The 26,985-nt window shown below is 43.8% G+C and carries 17 protein-coding genes; 8 read left to right on the forward strand and 9 right to left on the reverse strand.

Going from position 1 to position 26,985, the window contains the following annotated elements:
• Nucleotides 1-7: 7 nt before the first annotated feature.
• Nucleotides 8-925: a ketopantoate reductase family protein gene (locus BacF7301_RS04685; RefSeq protein ID WP_167960688.1), complete on the forward strand. Its 918-nt coding sequence runs from the start codon at nucleotides 8-10 to the stop codon at nucleotides 923-925.
• 17 nt (nucleotides 926-942) lie between these two features.
• Complete coding sequence (gene lgt / locus BacF7301_RS04690; RefSeq protein WP_167960690.1) at nucleotides 943-1,776, forward strand: prolipoprotein diacylglyceryl transferase; 834 nt, start codon at nucleotides 943-945, stop codon at nucleotides 1,774-1,776.
• A 145-nt stretch (nucleotides 1,777-1,921) separates the two neighbouring features.
• Here lgt and mutS read toward each other — a convergent pair whose 3' ends face one another.
• The 8 genes from mutS to BacF7301_RS04730 form a co-directional block, all read right to left on the reverse strand.
• Complete coding sequence (gene mutS, locus BacF7301_RS04695) at nucleotides 1,922-4,510, reverse strand: DNA mismatch repair protein MutS (RefSeq protein WP_167967102.1); 2,589 nt, start codon at nucleotides 4,508-4,510, stop codon at nucleotides 1,922-1,924.
• Nucleotides 4,511-4,866: 356 nt separating this feature from the next.
• Nucleotides 4,867-6,978 (reverse strand): glycoside hydrolase family 2 protein, encoded by a 2,112-nt coding sequence (locus BacF7301_RS04700; RefSeq protein WP_167960692.1) that lies wholly within the window; start codon nucleotides 6,976-6,978, stop codon nucleotides 4,867-4,869.
• A 21-nt stretch (nucleotides 6,979-6,999) separates the two neighbouring features.
• Nucleotides 7,000-8,118 carry a glycoside hydrolase family 88/105 protein gene (locus tag BacF7301_RS04705; RefSeq protein ID WP_167960694.1) on the reverse strand — a complete coding sequence of 373 codons (1,119 nt, stop codon included), beginning with the start codon at nucleotides 8,116-8,118 and terminating at the stop codon, nucleotides 7,000-7,002.
• A gap of 221 nt (nucleotides 8,119-8,339) precedes the next feature.
• Complete coding sequence (locus BacF7301_RS04710; RefSeq protein WP_167960696.1) at nucleotides 8,340-10,196, reverse strand: RagB/SusD family nutrient uptake outer membrane protein; 1,857 nt, start codon at nucleotides 10,194-10,196, stop codon at nucleotides 8,340-8,342.
• Between the two features lie 13 nt (nucleotides 10,197-10,209).
• Nucleotides 10,210-13,572 carry a SusC/RagA family TonB-linked outer membrane protein gene (locus tag BacF7301_RS04715; RefSeq protein WP_167960698.1) on the reverse strand — a complete coding sequence of 1,121 codons (3,363 nt, stop codon included), beginning with the start codon at nucleotides 13,570-13,572 and terminating at the stop codon, nucleotides 10,210-10,212.
• A gap of 176 nt (nucleotides 13,573-13,748) precedes the next feature.
• Nucleotides 13,749-14,915 carry a discoidin domain-containing protein gene (locus BacF7301_RS04720; RefSeq protein WP_167960700.1) on the reverse strand — a complete coding sequence of 389 codons (1,167 nt, stop codon included), beginning with the start codon at nucleotides 14,913-14,915 and terminating at the stop codon, nucleotides 13,749-13,751.
• Nucleotides 14,916-14,923: 8 nt separating this feature from the next.
• Nucleotides 14,924-17,251: a M60 family metallopeptidase gene (locus tag BacF7301_RS04725; RefSeq protein ID WP_167960702.1), complete on the reverse strand. Its 2,328-nt coding sequence runs from the start codon at nucleotides 17,249-17,251 to the stop codon at nucleotides 14,924-14,926.
• Between the two features lie 114 nt (nucleotides 17,252-17,365).
• Complete coding sequence (locus BacF7301_RS04730) at nucleotides 17,366-18,430, reverse strand: FecR family protein (protein ID WP_167960704.1); 1,065 nt, start codon at nucleotides 18,428-18,430, stop codon at nucleotides 17,366-17,368.
• A gap of 143 nt (nucleotides 18,431-18,573) precedes the next feature.
• On the opposite strand from BacF7301_RS04730, the gene BacF7301_RS04735 reads away from it, so the two are divergent.
• Nucleotides 18,574-19,116 carry an RNA polymerase sigma-70 factor gene (locus BacF7301_RS04735; RefSeq protein WP_167960706.1) on the forward strand — a complete coding sequence of 181 codons (543 nt, stop codon included), beginning with the start codon at nucleotides 18,574-18,576 and terminating at the stop codon, nucleotides 19,114-19,116.
• Between the two features lie 21 nt (nucleotides 19,117-19,137).
• On the opposite strand, the gene BacF7301_RS04740 is transcribed toward BacF7301_RS04735, so the two are convergent.
• Nucleotides 19,138-20,013, reverse strand: coding sequence for a DMT family transporter (locus tag BacF7301_RS04740; RefSeq protein WP_167960708.1), 876 nt, complete (start codon nucleotides 20,011-20,013; stop codon nucleotides 19,138-19,140).
• 200 nt (nucleotides 20,014-20,213) lie between these two features.
• Here BacF7301_RS04740 and BacF7301_RS04745 point away from each other — a divergent pair, with 200 nt between their 5' ends.
• The 5 genes from BacF7301_RS04745 (at nucleotide 20,214) to BacF7301_RS04765 (ending at nucleotide 26,980) form a co-directional block, all read left to right on the forward strand.
• A complete protein-coding gene (locus tag BacF7301_RS04745; protein WP_167960710.1) occupies nucleotides 20,214-21,131 on the forward strand; it encodes a HEPN domain-containing protein in 918 nt (305 codons plus the stop codon).
• 497 nt (nucleotides 21,132-21,628) lie between these two features.
• Nucleotides 21,629-24,463, forward strand: a complete 2,835-nt coding sequence (gene leuS, locus BacF7301_RS04750; protein ID WP_167960712.1) for a leucine--tRNA ligase — start codon at nucleotides 21,629-21,631, stop codon at nucleotides 24,461-24,463.
• 95 nt (nucleotides 24,464-24,558) lie between these two features.
• Complete coding sequence (locus tag BacF7301_RS04755) at nucleotides 24,559-25,476, forward strand: YitT family protein (RefSeq protein ID WP_022138844.1); 918 nt, start codon at nucleotides 24,559-24,561, stop codon at nucleotides 25,474-25,476.
• A gap of 49 nt (nucleotides 25,477-25,525) precedes the next feature.
• The gene (locus BacF7301_RS04760; protein WP_167967103.1) at nucleotides 25,526-26,107 is read left to right on the forward strand and encodes a non-canonical purine NTP diphosphatase; all 582 of its coding nucleotides are present in this window, start codon (nucleotides 25,526-25,528) and stop codon (nucleotides 26,105-26,107) included.
• Nucleotides 26,108-26,137: 30 nt separating this feature from the next.
• Nucleotides 26,138-26,980, forward strand: coding sequence for an OmpA/MotB family protein (locus BacF7301_RS04765; RefSeq protein WP_167960714.1), 843 nt, complete (start codon nucleotides 26,138-26,140; stop codon nucleotides 26,978-26,980).
• The last annotated feature ends 5 nt before the right edge of the window (nucleotides 26,981-26,985 follow it).

The following is a 26,985-nucleotide window of genomic DNA, read 5'->3' on the forward strand; positions in this document are numbered from 1 at the left end:
TAACCATATGAAATATCTCATTGCAGGAACGGGAGGTGTAGGCGGCAGTATCGCAGGATTCTTGTCGCTGGCAGGCAAAGATGTAACTTGTATTGCCCGTGGAGCTCATTTGCAGTCAATTCAGACAAACGGGCTGAAACTGAAGTCGGATTTGAAGGGCGAACATACGCTCCGGATTCCGGCAACTACGGCTGAAGAATTCAATGGGAAAGCAGATGTGATATTTGTATGCGTGAAAGGTTATTCGGTCGATTCTATCGTAGAACTGATAAAAAGAGCAGCACACAAAGACACGGTTGTCATCCCTATTCTGAATGTATATGGCACAGGGCCGCGCATACAGAAACTTGTTCCGGGAGTGACTGTCCTGGATGGTTGTATCTATATCGTAGGCTTCGTTTCCGGCACAGGGGAAATTACCCAAATGGGCAAAATATTCCGTCTGGTATATGGTGCTCACCGTGGCACTGTTGTCAAACCCGGATTACTGGAAGCCATCCGGGAAGAATTGCAGGAAGCAGGCATAAAGGTAGACCTCTCACCGGATATTAACCGGGATACATTCATCAAATGGTCGTTCATCTCCGCAATGGCTGTAACAGGTGCTTACTACGACGTTCCGATGGGAGAAGTGCAGAAACCGGGAAAGGTACGGGATACATTTATCGGACTTTCTACGGAAAGCGCTGCCTTAGGGAAGAAACTTGGCGTGGAATTTCCGGAAGACCCCGTCAGCTATAATCTGAAAGTGATTGACAAGCTCGACCCCGAAAGTACCGCTTCCATGCAGAAAGACTTGGCACGCGGACACGAGTCAGAGATACAAGGCTTGCTCTTCGACATGATTGCGGCAGCCGAGGAACAAGGAGTAGATATACCAACCTACCGGATGGTTGCGGAGAAATTCAAAGAATCTAATCATTAACATTAATCCAATATAGAATGAATACCATGCTATTATCCATCAACTGGAACCCGAACCCCGAACTATTCAACCTGTTCGGCATTTCTATCCGTTATTACGGATTATTGTGGGCAGTAGGAATATTCTTTGCTTATGTGGTTGTTCACTACCAGTACCGGGATAAAAAGATAGAGGAGAAGAAGTTCGACCCGCTTTTCTTTTATTGTTTCTTTGGTATTCTGATTGGTGCCCGCTTGGGACACTGTCTGTTCTATGACCCGGGATACTACTTGTCCCACTTCTGGGAAATGATTCTTCCCATCAAATTCATGCCGGACGGAAACTGGAAATTCACCGGATATGAAGGACTTGCCAGCCATGGCGGTACACTAGGATTGATAGTTGCCCTTTGGCTGTATTGCCGTAAGACGAAACTTCATTATATGGATGTGCTGGATATGATTGCCGTAGCTACGCCAATCACGGCCTGCTTCATTCGTCTTGCCAATCTGATGAACTCTGAGATTATCGGTAAACCGTCTGATGTACCCTGGGCATTCGTTTTCGAGCGCGTAGATATGCTACCCCGTCATCCGGGACAACTCTACGAAGCCATCGCTTATCTTATCCTGTTCTTCATCATGATTTACCTGTATAAGAATTACAGCAAGAAACTGCATCGCGGCTTCTTCTTCGGCCTCTGTCTGACGTATATCTTCACCTTCCGCTTCTTTATCGAGTTCCTGAAAGAGAATCAGGAAGATTTTGAAAACAGCATGATGTTCAATATGGGACAATGGTTAAGCGTTCCATTCATCATAATAGGTGTCTACTTCATGTTCTTCTATGACAAGAAGAAGAAAGTAGCCTGAAACGGAAAAAGGGATTAGCGATGTTTAAATCACTAATCCCTTTTTTTATCATTTACTCTTTTCTTGTTAGAGTGGATACCATTTTCCTGACGTCAGGAAAACGATCGAAAATATACTCTAGGGCATATTTACCTATATTTTCGCCTTATTTCCCCCTGACTATCTTCTTTATATCATTCAGCTTATTCAGTGCTTCAATCGGAGTGAGATTATTCACATCCAAGTTCAATATCTCATCACGAATCTGACAAAGAATCGGGTCATCCAACTGGAAGAAGCTCAACTGCATACCGCCACGGTTCTCGCTCACTTCCGCCAATGGCTTGCCTGCTATTCCCTGTTGACGATTATCAGATTCAAGCTGTTTCAATATCTCATTCGCACGTTTCACAATGCTTTTCGGCATACCCGCCATCTTTGCCACATGAATACCGAAGGAGTGTTCGCTGCCGCCACGTTCCAGTTTACGAAGGAAGATTACCTTGTTATCCACTTCTTTCACCGATACATTATAGTTCTTGATACGCTTGAAGGATTTCTCCATCTCGTTCAATTCATGGTAGTGCGTAGCAAATAAAGTACGTGCTTTCGCTTTCGGATGTTCATGGATATGTTCTACAATCGCCCAAGCAATGGAAATACCATCATAAGTAGAAGTACCGCGTCCCAGTTCGTCAAACAGCACCAGGCTTCGGGAAGAAACATTGTTCAGAATATCCGCCGCTTCGTTCATCTCCACCATGAATGTAGATTCACCGACTGATATATTATCGCTCGCTCCCACACGGGTAAATATCTTATCCACCAGTCCGATATGGGCACTTTCGGCAGGAACGAACGAACCGATTTGCGCCAGTAACGTAATCAGTGCAGTCTGACGCAGGAGTGCCGACTTACCGGCCATATTGGGACCAGTTATTATGATAATCTGCTGGGTAGTGTTGTCCAGCATTACATCATTGGCAATATACTTCTCGCCAATCGGAAGTTGCTTTTCAATCACCGGATGACGCCCCTGACGAATATCCAGTACATCATTATCCTCAATAATCGGACGGATATAACGATTCTCACGAGCCACATTGGCGAATGACAAAAGACAGTCCAGGCGGGCAATCTGATTCGCGTTAATCTGTATCTGAGGAATAAATTCCATCAATGCCTGTACCAAATCCGTATATAGCTGCGTTTCCAGAACCAGAATCTTATCCTCCGCTCCCAAAATCTTCTCTTCGTATTCTTTCAGTTCCTGCGTGATATAACGCTCTGCGTTGACCAACGTCTGTTTGCGAATCCATTCGGGTGGAACCTTATCCTTATGCACATTACGGACTTCGATATAATAACCGAATACATTATTATAAGCTACTTTCAAGCTCGGAATACCCGTCCGTTCGCTTTCGCGCTGCTGTATTTTGAGCAAGTAATCTTTTCCGGAATAGGAGATTTGGCGTAACTCGTCCAAATCCGCGTTCACCCCATTTTGAATCACGCCACCCTTATTAATCAATAATGGCGGGTCATTATTAATCTCTTTGGCTATCCGGTCACGGATAGAAATACAAAGATTCAGTTGCTCGCCGATTCGGTTCAGACTGGCGTTATCAGCTTCCATACATGCCTCCTTTATCGGCTCGATAGCCTGCAAGGCAACTTTCAACTGCACCACTTCACGAGGTGATACACGCCCAACGGCTACTTTGGAAATGATACGTTCCAAGTCTCCTATCATATGCAACTGCTCTTCAATCAGTTCCTTAAAGTCCGGTTGGCGGAAGAAATACTCCACGACATTCAACCGTTCATTGATAGGCTTCTCATCTTTTAGCGGAAAGACCATCCAACGTTTCAGCAGACGTGCACCCATCGGGCTGATGGTCCGGTCGATGACATTAATCAGGCTGCTTCCGCCATCATTCATATTACCAATCAACTCAAGGCTGCGCACCGTGAATTTATCCAGACGAACGTATTTATCTTCCTCAATACGAGCCAGAGAAGTGATATGCCCAATCTGCGTATGCTGTGTCATCGTCAGGTATTGCAGGATGGCACCGGAAGCAATGATACCATTCTTCAAATGCTCCACGCCGAACCCTTTCAGATTCTTCGTTTCAAAATGTTTCAGCAACTTCTCACGGGCAGTAGTCTCCGTAAATACCCAGTCGTCCAGCTCGAAGGTAAAGAACTTGCTGCCGAAATTTCCCTCAAACATCAGGCGCTTGCCACGTTCAAAAAGAATCTCTTTCGGAGCGAAGTTATTCAGCAGTTTGTCCACATAGTCAAAAGGGCCTTCCGCCGTAAGAAATTCACCGGTAGATATATCGAGAAAAGCAACTCCACAGGAAGCCTTTCCGAAATGGACGGCAGCCAGAAAGTTGTTCTCCTTATAATTTAATACATTGTCATTGATGGAAACACCCGGAGTCACCAGTTCGGTAATCCCCCGTTTCACCAACTTCTTGGTCATTTTCGGGTCTTCCAACTGGTCACAGATGGCGACACGTTTTCCGGCACGAACCAGTTTCGGGAGATATGTATCGAGAGCATGGTGGGGGAATCCCGCCATCTCAACAGTTTTTCCTTTTCCGTTGGCACGTTTTGTCAGTGTGATTCCTAAAATTTCGGATGCGACGATGGCATCCGTAGAATATGTTTCATAAAAGTCGCCGCAACGAAACAGCATCACTGCATCCGGATGTTGTGCTTTCAAATCCAGAAACTGTTTCATCATCGGGGTGAGGACGATTTCTTCTTCGTTCACGGTTCTCTCCTTTTCTTTTTTATTTAGAGTAAACAATTGCGATATCTTTGCAAAGATAACGGTTTTTCGGCAGAGAATCAACGCTATCCCCCGTTTCAATTTTCAAAATAAGTGTTGCATAGATTTAAAAAGGAACGGCGTTTTTCTTAACAAACAGGAGAAAACTATTAAAACGTGTTATAAAACATACTATTTTACTTGGATAATTTGCTACTTTCACAAAAGTACGTACCTTTGCAATGTGTTTTTCATAGTATTAGATTTAAGGTTAACAAAGGTTGGAGCAAGGCGTTGCTCCTTTTTTTATGCCCGTACGCCGGGAGAGGTTACCATCCGGCATGTTCCTTTTTATTTTCACGGGCATCTGCATCCCGTTTCTTTTCACCCGAATAGTTCCACTCAATTTCGTCAACGTATTCTTTTCCATCCTGTATTGCGACAGCTTTAATCTTGTTTTTCCCTTTTTCAAGCATTACTTCATCGAATACATAATGTACATCCGTATATCCCTTACGGATACCTGCCAATTCCTTACCATTCAGGTAGACTTTGGGAGTTCCGATATTCGAATAGACGGTGACGGAAGTCTGCTGACGTTCGCGATCAGAATTGCGACGTTGCGTCAAATAAAGTACGGGAGATTTGCTCCAATTCGCTTTATACCAGTAATAGGAATCTTTCTTTATTTTCCGGTCGAATGTCACCAGCCCTTTCAGGTTGCGGGCAGGCACGCTGCCACGACTCCACATGGGTACGGCAAAGTCGAACATATTCCACAGATAAGAAGCAATGATATACGGATGTTCGGCTATTACGCTCCACTGATATTCATGCGTTTTCGTCTGAAAAGTTTCGGGATAGAAAGGTTTGCTCCAGTTTAAGGCATCCCCCAGATATTCAGTCTGATGGTCGAGATTGGCATCAGCCCCGTATTCGGTCAGCATCAACTTCTGCCAGGGATAGTTTTTTTCAAGTCCTTCCACCCAAGGTTCGATGTCCTGCAACTTCTTTTCGTACCAGCCGAAATAACGGTTCATACCCTGTATATCCGCATTTTGGTTCACCGGATGCTCCGCATGTCCGTAACCGTTCACAGCAGCCGTATAACGGTCAGGGTCTTCCGTCTTTGCCAAGTCGTGAAGAGACTGGGTTAATGATGCCGTGTATTCATGAGGTTGGTAAACTTCGTTATGCACCCCCCATACATAAATGGAAGGATGATTAAAACTCTGACGAATCAATTCACGGAGTTGTGTTTGCGCATTCTCCGCTTCATAGCCTGTCACCCGATTGACAAAGGGAATTTCAGCCCAAATAATCAGACCTAACGTGTCACATCGTGAATAAAGATAGTCCGATTGCTGATAATGGGCGAAACGTACAGTAGTAGCACCAATATCCATAATCTGAGCCAAATCGAAATCATGCTCACGGTTGGTCAGTGCACTGCCCAGCCCCCACCAGTCCTGATGACGAGTGACACCATACATCGGATATTTCTCACCATTCAGATAGAACCCTTTTCCGGCAACAATCTCATAATGACGAATACCCAAAGGTTGCGCGATTTCATCAATCACTTTACCGTCTGCAAGCAAACGGGAAACTACTTTGTAGAGATAGGGGTCTTCCCTGCCTTGCCAAAGATGAGGATTAGAAAGCTTAAAGGTCGATGTATAACTTTGTGTCCCTTGCGGAGTCAGTTCGAGCGGCAGACTCCGGGAGCTTACTTTCTTCCCTTCTTGCGTATAAATGCTGTTTTCCAAAACAAGATGCGCAGGAGTCAAGCTGCCATTGTCCAATTTCACTTTGACAGTAATGTCCGCCGAGCGCTTCGATACATTTTTCTGAGTGATATATACGCCGGGGGAAGCGCAATCAGTCACTGTGATATTATTCTGTTCCGTCGTTATCAGCCATACAGGACGATAAATACCACCATACACACCAAACAGGCTATGATTAACGGGAATCACATCGGGACGGGCCGTATTGTCAGCTTTCACGACAATTTCATTCTCAGCATCCAGCTTCAAAGCCGTGCCTATTTCGAAAGCGAAAGCGCCATAGCCACCTTTATGCGTGCCTACCAACTTTCCATTGACATAGACTTCGGTACAGGCTCCCACACCTTCGAAACGAAGAAAGACACGTTTACCCGCTAATTCGTTACCAAAAAAATGCCTCTTCCTATAATAGCCGGTACCCTCGTAAAAAGCATCGGCTTTCTGCTGCATATCTTTCGCATTCCAGGTATGGGGAAGGGTCACTTCTTCCCATTTACTCTCCCATTGCTGGGAAGCACGCATAGGTTCCACAGAGAAAGGGCCCCGTTTGAATTGCCAGCCGGTATTGAAAGAGACTACGTCACGGGCAAATGTACTGTTCGCAATGACTCCTGCCAATAAAAACAGAAGCACAATCATTCTATTTTTCATCGTTCTGTTGATTGTATTTTTCTACTTTGCCATCTTATAAATCTCACATCCACCCATCAGAAAAGCACCCACGCCATATACTTCGGTCATGTCGCGCGTCACTTTCTTCGGATCGGCTCCGATAGGCTGGACATATCCCAACTTCCCGTCCGCATCCACAGCGGATACCTGAGCATTCCATCCCTTCACCAAGCCGGGAAGAAAAGTAGCTTTATCCAGCAATCCTTCGTTGATACCGTAAGCCAAGGCATAGACGATAAATGTTGTACAACTTGTTTCAGGCGACGGATAAGAAGCAGGATCCAACAGACTTGCGTGCCAGAATCCGTCTGCATTCTGCAAACCGGCCACACGGGAACATAGCTTCACGAACAGCGTTTCATAAAACTTCCGGTTTTTGTCCTTTGCGGGAAGTTCCTTCAATATCTCCACCAGTCCGCCAAGCACCCAACCGTTGCCACGCCCCCAAAACACTTTCTGACCATTCGCTTCGCGTTGGTCAAAGTATCGCCAGTCACGATAGAAAAGATTCTCCTCTTTATCGAAAAGATAATCGTAAGTAGCTTTAAATTCACGGTTCATGAAACGGATATATTTTTTGTCACCTGTCAGTACGTACAACTTGGTGTACACCGGCGGAGCCATAAAAAGAGCATCACACCAAGTCCAGCGCTCCAATGTTTCAGGCTTGCGGTAATCCAGTTTGAAATTATCTGTCGGCGGATTCTTCATCACCCAGTCCGTACGGGCAATGGTAGGGTTAAGCATATACTTGTTTTTGTATTTCCGATAAAGGTCAATAAAGACTTGTGAGACAGCGATGTCGTCGGCATGATACATTCTCTTGTCCGGCTGCCATCCGTTCCGGCTTCCTATGCGGGTGAGCCATTTAAAATAATCCTTGTTGCCGTCCTCACGTTCTGCCAATTCCGCCCAGTCAAGCATACCGACATAAAGTACAGCGTTTGTCCAACTCAAGTCACCGTGTTCGGCTCCCTTGTTTGGATGGGCAATTTGCCAGTCGGCCACTTTCTTCATCATTTCCTTTATTTCCGTTTTGCGAAAGGGCATATCCTGCGCCTGTATGCTGACAGCAAACAATAGGGCAATAATAATTCCTGCTTTTCTTTTCAGATCCATTCGTTTCTAAGTTTTGCGATTGTTTTTATTCCGATATCCGTACGGTCAAATACAAATATATGCCAAATATCGGATATAATTAAGATGTTTGTTGGATATATATACCCAGCGTGGTGAATATATAGATCCAGCATGGTAGGCATATATATCCACCGGGGTGAATATATATGCCCAATAAACAGAAGATTAACGGGATGTTATATCATTAGTAAACCAGCCCCTCATTCACTGAAATCAATATCCAACGGTTCGATATTATTTTCCGAACCTGCATATCCCGGTGTCTGGTTGATATGTCCCTGAACATTGGTAGAGATAGCATTCAAGGCTATCGGCCACAATACGTTATGGGGCGCAATGGTATATTCGTTTCCAATCGGAGTTTTCACGCCTTTGTTATAGAAATCCGTCACATCCATAATGTGGTCGTAGAAGAAATTCTTTTCGGAGAAATTATCCAGACGATAGGTACGGCCTTTGTCATCGGCTTTTCCGGTCTTGGCATAGATGAATGCTATACGGGTAAGTTCCGTCTTACGCGGTTCTTCATAATAAAGTTCGCGGGCACGTTCGTCAAGAATAGTGCGGATAGTCATCTGACTGGCATCCAGTTCGTCGGCTTTCGCCCTGCGACGCACTTCATTCACATCATCGGCAGCCTTTTGGAGACTGGCAGCATCACCTTTCCAAACATAAGCCTCAGCACGCAACAAATAGGTTTCGGCGATACGGAAAATATACCAGTCGGCCCATCCGCCACGCCACCATTTATCCTTCTGGTCGGCAACATTGGTCTTATAATGCGGCCATCCCACCCAGTCGCGGATTGTATCATTTACCAGAATATTTCCGTTGTCATCCTTGAAACGAACAGGTTGTCCATACCATTCCGTACCTTTGAGTGCAGGATTGTTGTACACCAAGTCAGTCATTTCTATCCAGTTGCCGGGAGCATGACGGAGATCTGTGTCGTCCAGTGTCCAAATCATATGTGTGTGATACCACGTAGAACGTGCCGTACATACTCCACGACCATATTGCTCCAGATAAGGATTTTTCGTGGCATCATTATCAGTAAAGCCATTCTTGCCATCGGGAGTCTTGATTTCTCCGTCCTTTGCAAACCAGGGCAATACCTGACGCTTGATTTCCAGTCCGGCAGCCGAACGGATATCCTCACCTGCGTCATAACGGTCGAGTACCATATAGAGCACTTCCTTATTCTCTGGCAGTGACTTATTGGCCGATTGGTGCAAATCCCAGATTACATTTTTGGTATTATCGGCCTTATCGATACCGAAACGCTCCGTCATCAAGCGGTGGACTCCGTCGTTGATAACTTTATTTGCCGATTCGACAGCATCGTCAAATTCACCCAATGCAAGATTTATCTTTGTCAACAGGTGGTAAGCTGCCGCCTGAGTCACCATGCCGATATAAACGTTGTTCTTGAGATAGGGAGCCGTACGATCCAAGTCATTCTTCAAATAGCGCAAAATGGCTTCGCGCCTCGTTGAGTAAAAGTCATAACGGGGGCCGGTGATTTCTTCCGTGATGAACGGGATATCACCATACTGATGCACCAACCGGTAGTAACGATACGCACGGTGGAAGCAAGCCAGTCCTTCTACTTCCTTACGCTGGTCTTCATTGTCAAACTTGGCTGTCTCTGAACGGGTCAGCAACGTGTTGGCATCTTTAATACCTTTATACAGATAAGTCCAGTAGTTATTAATCTGACTGCCGTTTCCTGTCAGTGAAGCACTGGGCGTAATCTGCCGCTTCAAGTCCTGCGGAGAATTTGCCGCATCCGTACGGCCGTTGACACTGATATCCGAGAAGAAATATTCAGAAAGGATACAAGGGTCGGCAGAGCCTCCTGTGGGATAAAAGTCGAAGTAACGGACATCACGGTTCAACATATCCGTTCCGGTCTTCAGACCGTTGTAGTCGGCAAAAGAAATTTCCGGCGTATAGAATGACAGTGGCTTCGGGTCCAGCCAATCCGAACAACTACTTGCTAATACAGCTAATCCAATCATACAGGCAATGCCTGTTCTCTTATTATTTAGTTTCATCAGTCTGTAGATATTATAAAGTCAAGTTAATTCCAAAATAAATTACTCTCGGGGTATTCTTATCGCTGTTTTCCGGGTCGTAACCAGGCCAACCGGAGATGTAACCCGCATTCTTCATCGTCGCGTTGACATTCAGATTCTGGATTCTCAGCGGTTCTATCAACTTCTTCGGGAAAGTATATCCGATAGAGATATTATCGAAACGCAGGAAAGAAGCGTTCTTATAAATCGAATATGAAACTCCTGCCGGCTTCTTGTTCGCCAGTCGCGGATATTCGTTGTTACGGTTCTCCGGTGTCCAGTAGTCACGCTTAATCTGATTCGTTACATTCAGCAAAGCATTGTCGTTGGTGAAACGCGCCAAGCTTTGTTTATGCCCGATGTAAGAGTACATATTGAACGAGATATTGAGATTCTTGAACAATGTGAAATCATTGCGCATACTCCAACGAAGACGCGGCATCTTGGTTCCCATAAATTCCTTGTCGTCATTGTCATATTTGTAGTTCATGTCCTTATCCAACAGATGAACGTCACCCGGCTGTTGTCCGTATTTGGCAGCCTCTTCACGGTCTTCTTCCTGCCAGATTCCCACTACTTTATAGTCCCATATTTCATCAATATCGTGTCCGATGAAACGCTTGTTCTTGATATCGTCCGCTTCACGCTGGCCGATAACATTACCGTCAGCATCTTTCACGTCTTCCATAATACCGTACAGGTGGGTAATCTTGTTCTTGTTGTAAGCGAGGTTAAAAGAAGTGCGCCAAGTAAATTTGTCTATCTTGATGTTTGTCGAGTTCAATGAAAGTTCGACACCGGTATTCTGTACTTCACCGATATTGGACATAACAGAGCTATAACCAATCAAACTAGGCAACTCACGGCTTACAAGCAGGTCGGTTGTAATCTTTTTGTACACATCCACGCTGGTACTCAGTCTGCCTTGCAGGAAAGTCAAGTCCATACCGGCATTCCATGAAGTAGTCGATTCCCATTTCAGGTTGGGGTTAGCCATGGTAGAAGCGTAGAAAGTGTTGGAGGTAATTAACTCACCGGTTGACGGATCCACATAGATGTATTTGCGTGGAGACAATTGCATGAATGCAGCATAAGTACCTACGGCACGGTTACCGTTCTTACCCCACGAGAGACGCAGTTTACCATATTCAAACCAATCGGGACGGTGCAGGAATTTCTCTTCGGAGAAGACCCATCCCAACGCAATGGCCGGGAAAGTGGCGCGCGGATTGGCAAGTCCGAAAGCCGAATATCCGTCACGTCGTACGGTAGCGGTAATCAGGTAGCGTTGGTCATATACATAATGCAGACGTCCCATAAACGCATCTCCAGTACGATAAATATCATCACTGGATACGTTCGGAGTTGTTCCGAAGCCGATACCTCCATATCCCAATTCGTCAGTAGGCAGGAAGTTTTCATTGGTCATCTCGTCGTGCCAACGCTGGAACTTCTCCCAGTTGGCGAGGAAAGTAAAGTCAAAAGCATGTTTGCCGAATGTCTTGTTCCATTTCAGCATATTATCCCATTGCCAATAAAAGTCTTTCGTATGTTTGCGTTCCACACGGCCGTTCTGTTTTCCGGCATCGGGAGAAGCGGCTGCTTTATGGAAGAGATAGTTTGTCCACTCAAAACGCGGAGAATAAGTTGTCTGGATAGAAAATCCCAGCGGAAGAGTGATTTTCAAATAAAGGGCTGCATTCAGGTTCTCAATATCATTGCGTTTGCTTTGGAAAGCCGGAGCAATCAGCGGGTTACTTTGGTTATTGTTGCCGGTAGGATATTGTCTCAAAGTCACTCCATCGTCTTCATAAAGGCTTCCGAAGGGAGAAAGAGAGTTGTAATTACCGGACGAGTTACTGATATATCCTTCGTCACGTGAAGTAAACTGTGCATTCACGCCATAGGTGAGGAAACTTTGTATTTTGTTCTCCAGGTTAATACGTGCACGGATAGCACTGTATCCGCCACCACGTACGTTACTCTCGTTTTTCAGGTAGTTGATAGATGAATAATAAGACATTTCATCTTTTTTTCCTGCTACGCTGACCGTGTAGTCCTGACGTAACGCCACATCCTGATAAATGACATCGCGCCAATCGACAAGGCGTCCTGCCAGATAGTTTTCCACTTCCGTATTGGTAAATTCGAGACGTGTTAACCAAATACTGGTCGGGTCACCCTTGTCATTGCCCATCCAGTTTGCCAAATCCGCATTGGACATATTGGCCGGATTATTGAAATATCCGGTAGCTGCTTTCGAAGGATTCTTGCTCACTTCCACATCACGGCGGAAGTTGATGAAATCTTCTCCTTCGTAAACTTCAGGCAAGGAATTGACTAGTGAAAGCCCCCATGTACCACTGAAATTGATAACCGGCTTTTTCGTGTTCGAGCCTTTTTTGGTAGTAATCAATACAACGCCGTTAGCCGCTTTCGCACCGTAGACGGCTGTAGAACTGGCATCCTTCAATACGTCTATCTGTTCGATGTCGTTAGGGTTGATATCAGTCATTTGTCCCGAATAGATGACTCCGTCCAGTACAATCAACGGCTCGAGAGAAGATTTATCATTATCAGTCGCACGCAAATTGTTCTTACCACGAACCATCATGCTGGAATTACCTTTCGTATCGGTTTCGATACCTACCGAAAGTCCGGCTACCCCCGTACGGAGCATGTCTTGAACGGTCTTTGGCTGTTCTTTCTCAAGGTCACTGGCTTTCAGGGATGCTACAGCTCCGGTCAGGTCTTTCTTCCTCATCGTACCGTAACCTACCACAACCACCTCTTCCAGTGTCTTGGAGTCTTCCTTCATTTTAATGATAGACTTCTGTCCCGCTTTCACTGTTTGGGTAGTATAGCCGATATACGACACTTGAAGGGAAGCGCCAAAAGGAGCTTCCAGTTTGTAATTACCATCAAGATCGGTAATCACACCTGTCGTCGTGCCTGTGACCAGAACGTTAGCCCCGATAATAGGTTCTCCGTTTTCATCTACTACCTTACCAATGATCGTAGTTGTCTTTCCCGCCTGTGCCGGACTGCTCTTTTTGGGAAATAGGGCAATCTGTGTGCTTGTCACTTCAAAGGACAAATCAATGCCTTTCAGCATCTCTTCTACTGCCTTGGAGACAGGAACCCGTTTCACGTTCAGGCTAACCGCCTGTTTCACATTTACCTGTGTTACATCATAAAAGAAGGTATAACCGCTCGTTTTCTCAATGCGTGCCATAGCTTCGGACAATGGAATCTTCGAGAAGCTTATCGTTATCATCTTCTCTTTCACTTGTGCAGAAAGTGCAACGCTAAAAAATAATAGCGTCAAAAGTGCAAAATGCTTTTTTAAATTCATATTTTTGCGATGTTAAAAGTTAACTGTAAGGAGGGTGTGTTAAAATGGGTCAGATTTTAATGTTCACCCACTTTCCTCGGTTAATAAAAACTTGATTGGCAGGGGGAAAGCCGGAAACGGAACTTCCCCCTTGTTTTATTTTATATTTTGATTATATCATAGGCTTGCCTTTCTCCTTATTCGTTTGCCATAAAATTCATCTTACCGATATTGAATTCTGATATCTGCATCGTATTTCCGTTATTGCTCCATGCGTCCAATGTAATCTTGAAGTAACGGTAGGTTACTTTCATCGGCAGGTCGACTATCACATCAGTAATCGTTTTGGCCACCGGTATATCAGCACCTTTCAGAATTTCGGTAAATTCCTCATTATCATTGCTACCGTAGACAGAAACTTTCTTCACACGAAGATTGTCAGTATTATTGTCCGTTCGGTGAGTCAATTTAAAAAAGTCAAAAGTCTGTGGTGCCTGCATATCAATAATGAAATAAACTATATCGCCAACAGGAACCGTTATTTTTGCATTATTAGCATCAGTAAATGTTTTACCATTTGCTTTCACCAATAGAATGGAACTTTTCGTATTATCGTCAAACATATTTAGCGGGTTACCACCAGCGGTTTTATCAGCTGCCCAAGGATGAGAAGTCTCCACAGTCCAATCTGTACGTACCAGATAGTCGGTATATTCTACATTCCGTATATGGAAATCACAAGTGGTTGCAACCTCGCTTCCGTCAGTAGATTTAATGGTAATAGTTACATCCCCCAATCTCTTGGTATAAACTTCACCGTATTCATTAACTTCGGCCACTTCGGGATCCGATGATAAATAGATGACATCAGGATTGGTGGCATTCTCCGGAAATACAGCGACCGTCTCACCCAGTTTGATTGTACGTTCCATTGCCACATAATAGTCTTTATATGCTTCGGAAACTGTAATGGAAGTGACCGGATAAATACGTTTCTCCACTTTTACCAGACAGGTAGTCCATAAATCCGTATTATTGAGCGACCATACGCTCAATACGGCTTCACCTACTCCGATAGCCGTCACAACACCAGTCTCATCTACGGTAAATACCTTCTCATTACTAGTCGTATAGCGGTATGTGTATTCGCCGGCATCTACTGCATCGGCAGGAAAAGTAGTAACGGCAGTAGCATATGTATCTCCCTCTATCAATGAAATAGTACCCTCTGCCACATCGGTCACTGCCAGACGGTTGACTTTCAGTGCCGGTGTTTCATCGTCATCACAAGCTATAAACAGGACAGCAAACAATGTACACGCCAGCCACAAGGAATAATTAGTGATATATTTGATAGTCTTCATCTTTCGTGTTATTTATAGTCATTTACATTTTCATCCGTTATCAGATATAAATTTTCCGGAGCTTTCTGATATTCTTTTGCCTCTATTTCTTTTTTCAGTGCCTGAATCTGCGTTTCAGTGACCGTGAAATGTTTGTCTCCGTAATCATTCATAACAAGGTCTACAGGACGAAGGAATCCCCATTTCTCAAAGAAATCCAACAAGTCTAACTGTGCCAAATTACATACCTGACGAACAAAGTCCAGTTGCAGAATACCTTGTGTATCGACAGTCGTATCCAAATCGGGAGTCACACGATAATGCTCATGCAAGTCGCGATAGAAATCTTCTTTGCCCAATACATCCGTCAGATAGAGTTTTAACTGCCAGAAAGGTACAAGTTTCACATAAAATTCATCGGATGCATTTTTCAAGCAATGTGGCTGTTCGGCCTTCACAATGCGGTTGATGGCTTCTTCGTAAACAGTAATGCCGGTATCCTTATCCATCAGGCGGGAACCCTTTCCGAATGAAGTTCTTACATAGTTGGCAAGGATATTATTAGTCACTTCGGTAAGCCCCGACCATTTCAGTCCCGGGCGGGTCTGATTGGCATGCCCTATTTCATGTCCCAGTACCCAAACACGATTCTTCATTCCTTCTACCGTGCAGAATACATCGCGATAGCTCGACAAATAAGCTGTATGATTGGAGGCAGAATAAGGATTCTTGGCATTATGTTCTATATGAAGATACATACGGTTGCCAAATTCCTTATTATATTTGAACAATCCCATCATATCCCATTCCAAACGAACTACCTCGTCCAACAAATTCATTACTTCCATTATAGGAGTATTGGCTTGTTTATAATCAAGCACAGTCCAAGTGACATGTACATATTTACCCAACACATCTAAATCTAACCACTTCGCATTGCGCAGCATTTCCTCAAACTGGGCTTGCGTTCCGGTTTGCGCGTCGAAATATCCGTTCACCTTACCAAATGGGAAATGGACTTTGACAGACTTGGCGGCTGCCGCTTTTTTATCTTCTTCCGTTTCCAGTACTAACGGAATATTCTTGTCATTGGTCAGATTCTGAATATAAACCAAACCACCGATAGCCATTTTCAGTTTATTTTCACCGGAAAGAAGAGGATAAGATTTGCTGCTGTTGTATCCCAAGCTCAAATCCTGAACAACCATAGATATGTTTTGTCCGTGAGTATCACCTACCAATACCAGAATTTCTTCTCCCTGTTCCACATAAATACCGGTAGGATTGTCACGCAAGCTATAAGGCCCTGTCTTATTAGTGGCGGCCATAATGCTTGGATTCTGATAAGGACGGTATTCGGCAACTCTGAATTCGGAATTATAAGTTCCTGTCAGTAAGGCGGTGGCAAGTTTCTTATACGTTTCGCCCGGCATTTTCTTTATATCCTTTTCCGTAATACCTTCACGAAGTTGGGAACAAGAGTTATCCGTAAAAATCTGAAGATAATCATACTTATTATTACTGGTCTGGAAGAATTCCATTTCAGCACAACTGATACGGTTATTGTGGGCTGCATGAATATCGAAACGTACTTTCTTCACGTCTTTTATAGCTTCGTCCAATTGCAATACGGAAGCAGCCGTATAATTAGTTTCCAACTCAAAAGACTTGATTTTGACAAACTCGGGATGAGTTGCCGTTGATACCAATACATCAAACTCATTAAACGCTCCATACTTCGTACCGCTGTCTGTGCGCGGATGATAGATGATATAATTCAATGATGTACAGTTCTCCAAAGTGTAGGTAATTTGGAAAGGCCAGTCGTTGAACGCTCCAAATTTGGAATTGAAATAAGAAGTGTAGTCACCATCAAAAGAACAGACAATGCCGCGCTGTTCCGATTCCACCTCTTCTGTGGTAGCAGTAGCACTGCTTACTGTTATTTTCACGTCAGCAGAGCCGGAAGAAGCTTCCTGGCTGACAGGTATCTCTCTGGTCAATTCACCATAAGAAAGTGTAACTACCGTTGCACGTGGTTCTTCATAATAAGTAGGATCTACGGTCACTTTCAACAAGTTGTCCACCAACTCCAACGCACACCAGTCTTGTCCGTTCTGTGCCACAGAACAATGTAAACCGCTCAATTCAACATCTTTCGTCACTACCAGGTAAACTTCCTTCGTTCCACCGGAAGAATTAAAACTCAAATCCAGCGGCAGGACTCTTACCCAGCCACTACGCTCGTCTGCATCATCTTCATCGCTACAAGACCACAATGAGAGTACCGACAACAGCAGTATCATACTCCATGAGATCCGCCGAATCCGATCTGCGCCCCTAAAAAAAATGCTCATAATGATTAAATATTAAAAGTTAACTATTAGACTACAACACCATTCACTTTAATGGGGGGTCAGCCCATGAACTGTTGTCGTAATCCGGTTTATAAAAAAATGATTTCATTGTTACTATTTCTGCTTCGGTAGAATCGTCAGCATATTCTCATCATTAAACTCATAACTAATAGGATGAATACGCGACATAATTCTCATAATTTCCTCTAACGGCTCGTGTCGCAAAGTAAATGTATATCTATATTGTTCCTGCAATTCGGGAGACAGGTGTATCTTTACGTTATACCATTTGGAAAGAAGAGGGCAAATCTCATTCAACGATCTGTCCTTAAATACAATCTGATTACTTGCCCATGAGACTGCCAGTTCGATATCTCCTTTTTCTATCCGAAGCTGTCCGTTCCGTTTGTTGAACGTCCCTACTTCTCCCGGACGCAGGAAACGGTTTTCCGATTTCGTCTCCAACGAAACAGAACCTTCCTTCAAGCTGACAAACGTATTTTCCGAACCGGGAAAGGATTCTACGTTGAATTTTGTCCCATGTACAGTTATTTTCATCCCTTCGGTTTCAACCACAAAAGGATGGTCCTTATCATGAGCCACGTCAAAGTAAGCTTCTCCACTCAACCGTACATTTCTGTTTTTCGAATAATAGTTGGTATTATAAGCTAGTGAAGTAGCCGAATGAATCCATACATTCGTTCCGTCGGGCAAGGCAACTTCCGATTTTCCTCCCCAGTTGGAATAAGTTTGTTGAGCCATTTCCGGCTGACCAATCTTTATACCTATATATAAGGAAGCAGAGAGAAAAACAGCTACAACTACACAGGCTACCGCAACATAACGTTGAAAATGGGGAAAAGCCCACAAACGGACAGGTTCTTTCCCTTTGAGATTTGTTCCAACTTCTTCTACGGGTATTTCTATTTCTCCGGGCTGTCTCTGTTCCGACTCTTCACATGTCTCCATGTGACGCATCATTTCCTTCCAGTAGAAATCTACGTCCGGCGTGTAATTGACTACTTTAGCACGTATCTTTTCCCAAACTCCCCGAAGTTCTTCGTACATCTCCCGGTTCTCACCGACAGACAGCCACCCTTCCAACCGTTTGCGGTCAGCATCGGATATGTCTTGTTTCAATTCAGAAATAATTAACTCCCAAGGTATTTCTTTTTTCATGCTTCGCTGTCCTTTTAAACTGTTATCGATACTATGACACAAAAAATGAATCATACCCTTATTCAGAAAACACTTTTTTTTAGTTTCTACTAAAAAAATATTCTTTAACTTTGCAATGTTCTACAAATCTAATTACAAACACTATGGACGATATCTTCCTTTTACAATTGATAAAAAATGGTGATAAGCAGGCGTTCAAGTATATCTTTGATACTTATTTCATTGCGCTTTGCCGTTTCATGTATCTGTATTTGGGAAATACACAGGAAGCGGAAGATATAGCAAGCGATATATTTGCATCCATATGGGAGAACAGAAAAAAACTTGAAATCAGACTCACTTTCAAAGCTTATCTTTTCCAAGCTGCCAAAAACAGGTGCCTGAATGCTATACGAGACAGAAAAGCTACCGTATCACTAGATGACATCAACGGGCAAGATGCTCCTCAAGTGAATGTCACCGACTCATTGGAAACGGAAGAACTGAATAATCTGATTCAAGAAGCTATCCTTTCACTGCCCGACAAATGCCGTGAAGTGTTTCTGAAAAGCCGTACGAAGAACTTGACAAATCAAGAAGTTGCAGAATCAATGGATATATCCGTCAAGACAGTAGAAGCACAGATTACTAAAGCACTGAAACAGATACGGAAGTTTTTGGGAGAGCAGTATTACTATTTGTTCTGAACAGAGAAAAAGCTAATTATTCTATTTTTTCTCCGCCAGATAAACGCCCAAAATGATACAGCCCGCTCCCATCAAAGTAATCCACGTAATTTGTTCGTGGAGAATGAGTACCGACGCCACCATTGTAACAAGCGGGTTCAAATAGATATAATTGGAAGCCCTCATCGTCCCCAACTGTTTCAATACTACATTCCAGAGGACATAACAAACCAGGGATGCCAGGACGGCCAAAAATAAGAGATTGGATAATACAATCGGTTTTAAAAGTACATCGAAATCCGGTTGCAGCGGATGAAGAAGAAAGGCGGGAAGTATGGTCAATACTCCATAAAAGAATATTTTGCGGGTGATAAATACAGTGGGGTAACGCCCTGTCATTTTCTTTATCACCAAACTATAAAATGCCCACGACAGGGCGGCAAGTAAAGTGAGCAAATCCCCTACCGGAGATAATTTGAGTACAAAACTACCGTTGAAGACCACCAGTCCCACTCCGATCAAAGCTAATATGGAACCATAAACCAAACCTTTGGTGGCTTTTTCACTCTTATAAAAGAGAAGGGAGAGAATGGTAGTAAGCAAGGGAGCTGTGCAAATGATGAAAGCGACATTGGATGCTTGCGTAATTCCCAAAGCTGTATTCTCTGTAAAGAAATAGAGTGAGCCACCGAAGAAACCTCCTGCCATCAACCAAAGTTCGTCTTTCCAATTACTCGTAAACAGACGTTTGGGAGAAATCACCCAAATACCCAGATAGGCAATGAGAAAACGATAGAAGAATATCTCCTGAGGGGTCAGTCCGTGATTAATCAATACTTTGGTTGATATGAAAGTCAATCCCCAGATAGCAACTACAAGTATCGCAATCAGATGGTAATATCCATGCTTCAATTCCATAATGGTGGTGGTGGTTTTTAAATAGAGTGCAAAGATACTGGGATTTGAGTATATATACTTCCATATAGAGAAAAAAATATGAAGAGAACTTTTTCTATCTCAATACATTCATTAATACACTGATTTAAATTATCTTTGCGATTACGAAAAAAGAACTCGCATTACAAGCGCATCATGCAAAAAACAGATAGACCAACAATATGAAAAGATCAATAAAACGTTTGCCCAAACGCACGCAAGAAGAACTGGCAGTGTTGCAAGAACTGATATTAGCGTACTTTGCAAATGTGCGTATGATTATCCTGTATGGAAGTTATGCGCGAGGAAAATACGTCATCTGGGACGAAACATACGACGAACGCGGAATTATTACTTACTACCAAAGTGATTTGGATATTCTGGTGATATGTGATACGGGTGATGCAATCAAAGCGGAAAGATATGCACGCGAGATTATCGTCCCCAGATATGACAAACGAATGGAAGGGAAGCGGCATCCGGCACCCCCTAGTATTATTGTAGAAACTCCAGCGACCATCAATCGAGCTATGAGAAGGAAGCATTATTTCTTTTATGAGATTATAAAAGACGGTATTCTATTATATGACGACAGTACGTTTCAGATTGGTAAACCGGAAAAGTTGCCGTATCGGGAGATTAAGCAATATGCAGAGGAAGAATATGCAGAATGTTTTCCTTTAGCAGAAGGATTCTTAAAGCATAGTTATCTGGATAAAGAAGAAGAGAATTATAAACTAGGCTCATTTGAATTACATCAAGCCTGCGAACGCTTCTACAAAACGTTTACACTTGTGTACAGTGGCATTCGCCCTAAATCTCATGAATTGAAAGTGCTCGGAGCGATGGCCAGAAACCGTTCACGAGGATTCACGAATGTGTTTCCTACCAATACTCCCGAAGAAAATAAAGCGTTTGAAAAATTGTGCAAGGCATATATTGAAGCGCGATACAACCGGTTGTTTACCGTCAGCAAAGAGCAATACGAGTATATGCTGGCACGAACAGAGGTACTGCGCGAAGTGACTATCCGTGAATGTGCCGCACGCCTGGCATATTACGACGAGATGATAGAAAAAGAAGAGAAAGACAAGATATAAACCGTATATTGTAAAATAATACGCTAACATCTATAGTCCCCCTTTCATGTATAGTTTGTTTATCAAATATCTTCCTTTTTAAATAGTAAGCACTCTCTCTTCTTTACACTTTACGTTCAAAACTGTATAAACTAACTTCGAGTTTATAATAAATAAGTGAATAGTTTATTAAAAACGGTATCCAAGTTTATTAGAAACTATTTTTCGGCACTTTCAAAAGTACGGACTGAATTATCATAACAGAAATGGGCAAGAACCTTCACAGTTTCTTGCCCATTCGTTATCCTCGTAGTGCATTACGCACCCCTAACCTATTGAATTCATGTAATAATATTTATATATTTCATCTTTTATTTTCTGTTTTAATTTCTTCAAATATACGAAATAAAAACGAGAAAGTCAATAGGGAAAGCGTGGTTATCTGAAAATAAACACGTAAATTTGTGCCTCAAAATGAAATAACAGTATAAATCACTATAAATAAAAACTTTATCACTATGGAGTACAATTTCAGAGAAATTGAAAAGAAGTGGCAGAAAAGGTGGGTGGAAGAGAAAACCTACCAGGTTACGGAAGATGATTCGAAGCAAAAATTTTATGTACTAAACATGTTCCCTTATCCATCGGGAGCGGGCCTACACGTAGGACACCCGCTGGGATACATCGCTTCGGATATTTACGCCCGTTACAAACGACTGCAGGGCTTCAATGTACTCAATCCGATGGGATACGATGCTTACGGCCTGCCCGCTGAGCAATATGCTATCCAGACCGGACAGCATCCTGCAATCACTACCATTAATAATATCGACCGCTATCGCGAGCAATTGGATAAAATCGGTTTCTCTTTCGACTGGAATCGTGAAATCCGCACATGCGACCCGGAATATTATCATTGGACACAATGGGCATTCCTGAAGATGTTCAACAGCTATTATTGCAATGACGAACAGGAAGCACGTCCTATCGAAGAGCTGGAAAAGGCTTTCGCCATCTACGGAAACGAAGGGCTGAATGCCGCTTGCAGCGAAGAAATCAGCTTTACCGCCGACGAATGGAACGCAAAGAGTGAAAAGGAAAAGCAGGAAATCCTGATGAACTACCGTATCGCCTATCTGGGTGAGACAATGGTAAACTGGTGTGCCGAATTAGGAACGGTATTGGCGAACGACGAAGTGGTAGACGGTGTCAGCGAACGCGGCGGTTTCCCCGTTGTTCAGAAGAAGATGCGCCAGTGGTGTCTGCGTGTATCCGCTTACGCACAACGTTTGCTTGACGGATTGGACACTATCGAGTGGACTGAATCACTGAAAGAAACTCAAAGAAACTGGATAGGACGCTCGGAAGGTGCTGAAGTTCAATTCAAGGTGAAAGACAGTGACATCGAATTTACTATCTTTACTACCCGTGCAGACACGATGTTCGGTGTCACCTTCATGGTATTGGCGCCTGAAAGCGAACTGGTGGCGCAATTAACCACTCCCGAACAGAAAGCGGAAGTAGACGCCTACCTCGACCGCACCAAGAAACGCACGGAGCGCGAACGTATCACAGACCGCAGCGTTACGGGTGTATTCAGCGGATCATATGCTATCAACCCGTTCACAGGCGAAGCAGTGCCCATCTGGATTAGCGACTACGTACTGGCAGGATACGGAACAGGAGCCATCATGGCTGTACCTGCCCATGATAGCCGCGACTATGCATTTGCCAAGTATTTCGGGCTTGAAATCCGTCCGTTGGTAGAAGGTTGTGATGTCAGCGAAGAAAGTTTCGATGCCAAAGAAGGTATCGTCTGCAACTCTCCGCGTCCGGGCGTCACTCCTTACTGTGACCTCTCCCTGAACGGTCTGACTATCAAAGAAGCGATTGAAACGACTAAGAAATATGTAAAAGACCATAATCTGGGACGTGTAAAAGTGAACTATCGCTTGCGCGACGCCATCTTCTCACGTCAACGTTATTGGGGCGAACCGTTCCCTGTCTATTACAAAGACGGAATGCCTTATGTGCTTGACGAAAGTTGTCTGCCACTGGAACTTCCGGAAGTTGCCAAGTTCCTGCCTACCGAAACAGGTGAACCGCCATTGGGACACGCTACCAAATGGGCTTGGGATACGGTAAACAAATGTATCGCGGACAATGAGAAAATAGACAACGTAACTATTTTCCCGTTGGAACTGAATACGATGCCGGGATTCGCAGGTTCTTCCGCTTACTATCTGCGTTATATGGATCCGCGTAATCACGAAGCATTGGTTGATCCGAAAATTGACCAGTACTGGAAGAATGTAGACCTCTATGTAGGTGGTACGGAACATGCTACCGGACACTTGATTTACTCTCGTTTCTGGAATAAGTTCCTGCATGACGTAGGTGTGTCAATTATGGAAGAACCGTTCCAAAAGCTAGTGAACCAGGGTATGATCCAAGGTCGCAGTAACTTTGTATATCGTATCAAAGATACCAATACATTCGTTTCATTGAATCTGAAAGATCAATACGAGGTGACTCCTATTCACGTAGACGTAAACATCGTATCTAATGATATACTTGATTTGGAAGCATTCAAGGCATGGCGTCCCGAATACAAGACAGCAGAGTTCGTTCTTGAAGACGGAAAATATATCTGCGGATGGGCGGTTGAAAAGATGAGCAAGTCCATGTTCAACGTTGTCAACCCGGATATGATTGTGGAAAAATACGGTGCGGACACACTTCGTATGTACGAAATGTTCCTCGGCCCGGTAGAACAATCCAAACCTTGGGATACGAACGGCATCGACGGTGTACACCGCTTTATCCGTAAATTCTGGTCACTGTTCTACAGTCGCACAGACGAGTATCTGGTGAAGGACGAACCGGCAACGAAAGAAGAACTGAAAGCTCTTCACAAACTGATTAAGAAAGTGACGGGAGACATCGAACAGTTCTCTTACAACACTTCTGTCAGCGCATTCATGATTTGTGTGAACGAACTCTTCAACCTGAAATGCAACAAGAAGGAAGTACTTGAACAGCTTGTTATTGTTCTCGCTCCTTTCGCTCCGCACGTTTGCGAAGAGTTGTGGGATGTACTCGGACACGAAACGTCGGTATGTGATGCCGAATGGCCTGCATTCAACGAAGAATATCTGAAAGAAGATACAATCAACTATACCATCTCTTTCAACGGAAAGGCACGTTTCAATATGGAGTTTGCGGCAGATGAAGCCTCGGAAGCTATCCAGGCAGCAGTACTGGCTGACGAACGTTCACAGAAATGGATAGAAGGCAAGACACCGAAGAAGGTTATCGTCGTTCCTAAGAAGATTGTAAACGTCGTAGTATAAAACAAATGAGGCACGGATTATGCGGATAACACGGTTTGGAATTAATCAGAACCGCGAAATCCGTGTAATCCGTGCCTTAACAAATTATAAACCCTATGCATAAACTGGCAAAAGCGGAAATAATGAGAGAAGTGAAAGACTATGTCTACATCACTCTCGGATTGATTAGTTATTCTTTGGGATGGGCGGCATTCCTGTTACCCTACCAGATAACAACAGGGGGCACTACCGGTATCGGAGCTATCATTTACTACGCGACAGGATTTCCAATCCAATGGTCGTATTTTATTATCAATGCTGTTCTGATGACGTTTGCCATCAAGATATTAGGCCCGCGATTCAGTATAAAGACCACCTATGCCATCTTTGTACTGACCTTTTTGCTTTGGTTTTTTCAGTTGATAGTTAACAATTATGTGGTAGCACCGGATATGACACCGGACGGCAAACCGCTGCTGCTCGGTGCGGGACAGGATTTTATGGCTTGTATCATCGGAGCCGCCATGTGCGGTGTAGGACTGGGCATTACTTTCAATTACAACGGAAGTACCGGTGGAACGGATATTATCGCCGCCATCGTCAACAAGTATAAAGACGTGTCACTCGGCAGAATGATTATGATTTGTGATGTATTCATCATCAGTTCCTGCTACTTTATATTCCACGACTGGCGCCGTGTCATCTTCGGTTTTGTCACGCTGTTTATCATCGGCGTCGTGCTCGACTGGATTATCAACAGCGCCCGCCAATCGGTTCAATTCTTCATCTTCTCAAAGAAGTATGATGAAATAGCCGACCGCATCATTAAAGATGCCGACCGTGGAGTAACGGTACTCGACGGCACAGGATGGTACAGCAAGAACAACGTAAAAGTACTTGTCGTATTGGCCAAGAAACGCCAGTCGCTCGACATCTTCCGCCTGGTGAAACGCATCGACCCGAATGCCTTTATCTCACAAAGTTCCGTCATCGGAGTATATGGAGAAGGTTTCGACAAACTGAAAGTGAAATAACTGATTGGAATAACTATCGGATAACTTTGCTAAAACAAAAAATAAAATGATGAAACGCAAACTTGTATTTGCTACCAACAATGCTCATAAACTGGAAGAAGTAGCCGCCATATTGGGTGAACAGGTGGAACTGTTAAGCCTGAATGATATCGACTGCCATACGGACATTCCCGAAACGGCTGATACGCTGGAAGGAAATGCCCTGCTGAAATCTTCCTTTATCTTTAACAACTACGGCTTGGATTGCTTTGCCGACGATACCGGCCTGGAAGTGGAAGTACTGGACGGAGCTCCCGGAGTCTACTCCGCACGTTATGCAGGCGGAGAAGGACACGACGCTCAAGCCAATATGCTCAAATTACTCCACGACCTGGAAGGAAAGGAAAACCGCAAAGCGCAATTCCGCACTGCCATTTCGTTGATACTCGATGGAAAAGAATATCTCTTTGAAGGAGTGATAAAAGGCGAAATAATCAAAGAAAAACGGGGTGATTCGGGCTTTGGTTACGACCCCATATTCAAGCCGGAAGGTTACGACAAGACTTTCGCCGAACTGGGAAATGATATAAAGAATAAAATTAGTCACCGTGCGCTGGCTGTGCAGAAGCTCTGCGAATTCCTGCAACGCTGATTATCCGTACTCTTTAAAACATAAAACGCAATGAAGAAAATTACTCTATTTACTTTACTTACGCTCCTATTATGTACTTCGTGTGTAACAAAAAAGAAGTTCATGCTTGCAGAAATGGCAGCTACCGCAAGCAAAGATAGTCTGCAAGGATTATTGACCGACTGCCGCCATACAAACGCCCAAATGTCGGCACAAATCAAGAATCTTTTGCGTGATACGACAAAGATGGGAAACAGTATCCGCCAGTATCAAAGCATGTTGAACGTGAACATGACTGAACAGGAAAAACTGAATGCCTTGTTGAGCCAAAAAAAGAATGAGCTGAATGAAAGGGAACGCACCATCAACGAACTGCAACAGATGATTAACACTCAGAATGAGAAAGTACAGAAACTGTTGAGCAGCGTAAAAGATGCGCTATTAGGATTCAGCAGTGATGAACTGACCGTTCGCGAGAAAGACGGAAAAGTATATGTAGCAATGTCGGACAAGTTGCTGTTCCAGTCGGGAAGTGCCCGCTTGGACAAACGTGGTGAAGAAGCGCTTGGCAAGTTAGCCGAGGTTTTGAACAAGCAGACGGATATTGACGTATTCATCGAAGGACATACGGATAACAAGCCTATCAACACGGTACAGTTCAAGGATAACTGGGATTTGAGCGTGATTCGCGCCACTTCTGTTGTCCGTATCCTGATTAAGAATTATCATGTAAATCCTTTGCAGATACAGCCTAGCGGACGTGGTGAATATATGCCTGTCGATGATAACGAAACAGCGGAAGGAAGAAGTAAAAACCGCCGTACGGAGATTATTATGGCTCCGAAGTTGGATAAGTTATTCCAAATGTTGCAGAGCTCGGAAGAATCACATTAAGAAAA

It is taken from the genome of Bacteroides faecium, from assembly GCF_012113595.1.
GTDB lineage: Bacteria > Bacteroidota > Bacteroidia > Bacteroidales > Bacteroidaceae > Bacteroides > Bacteroides faecium.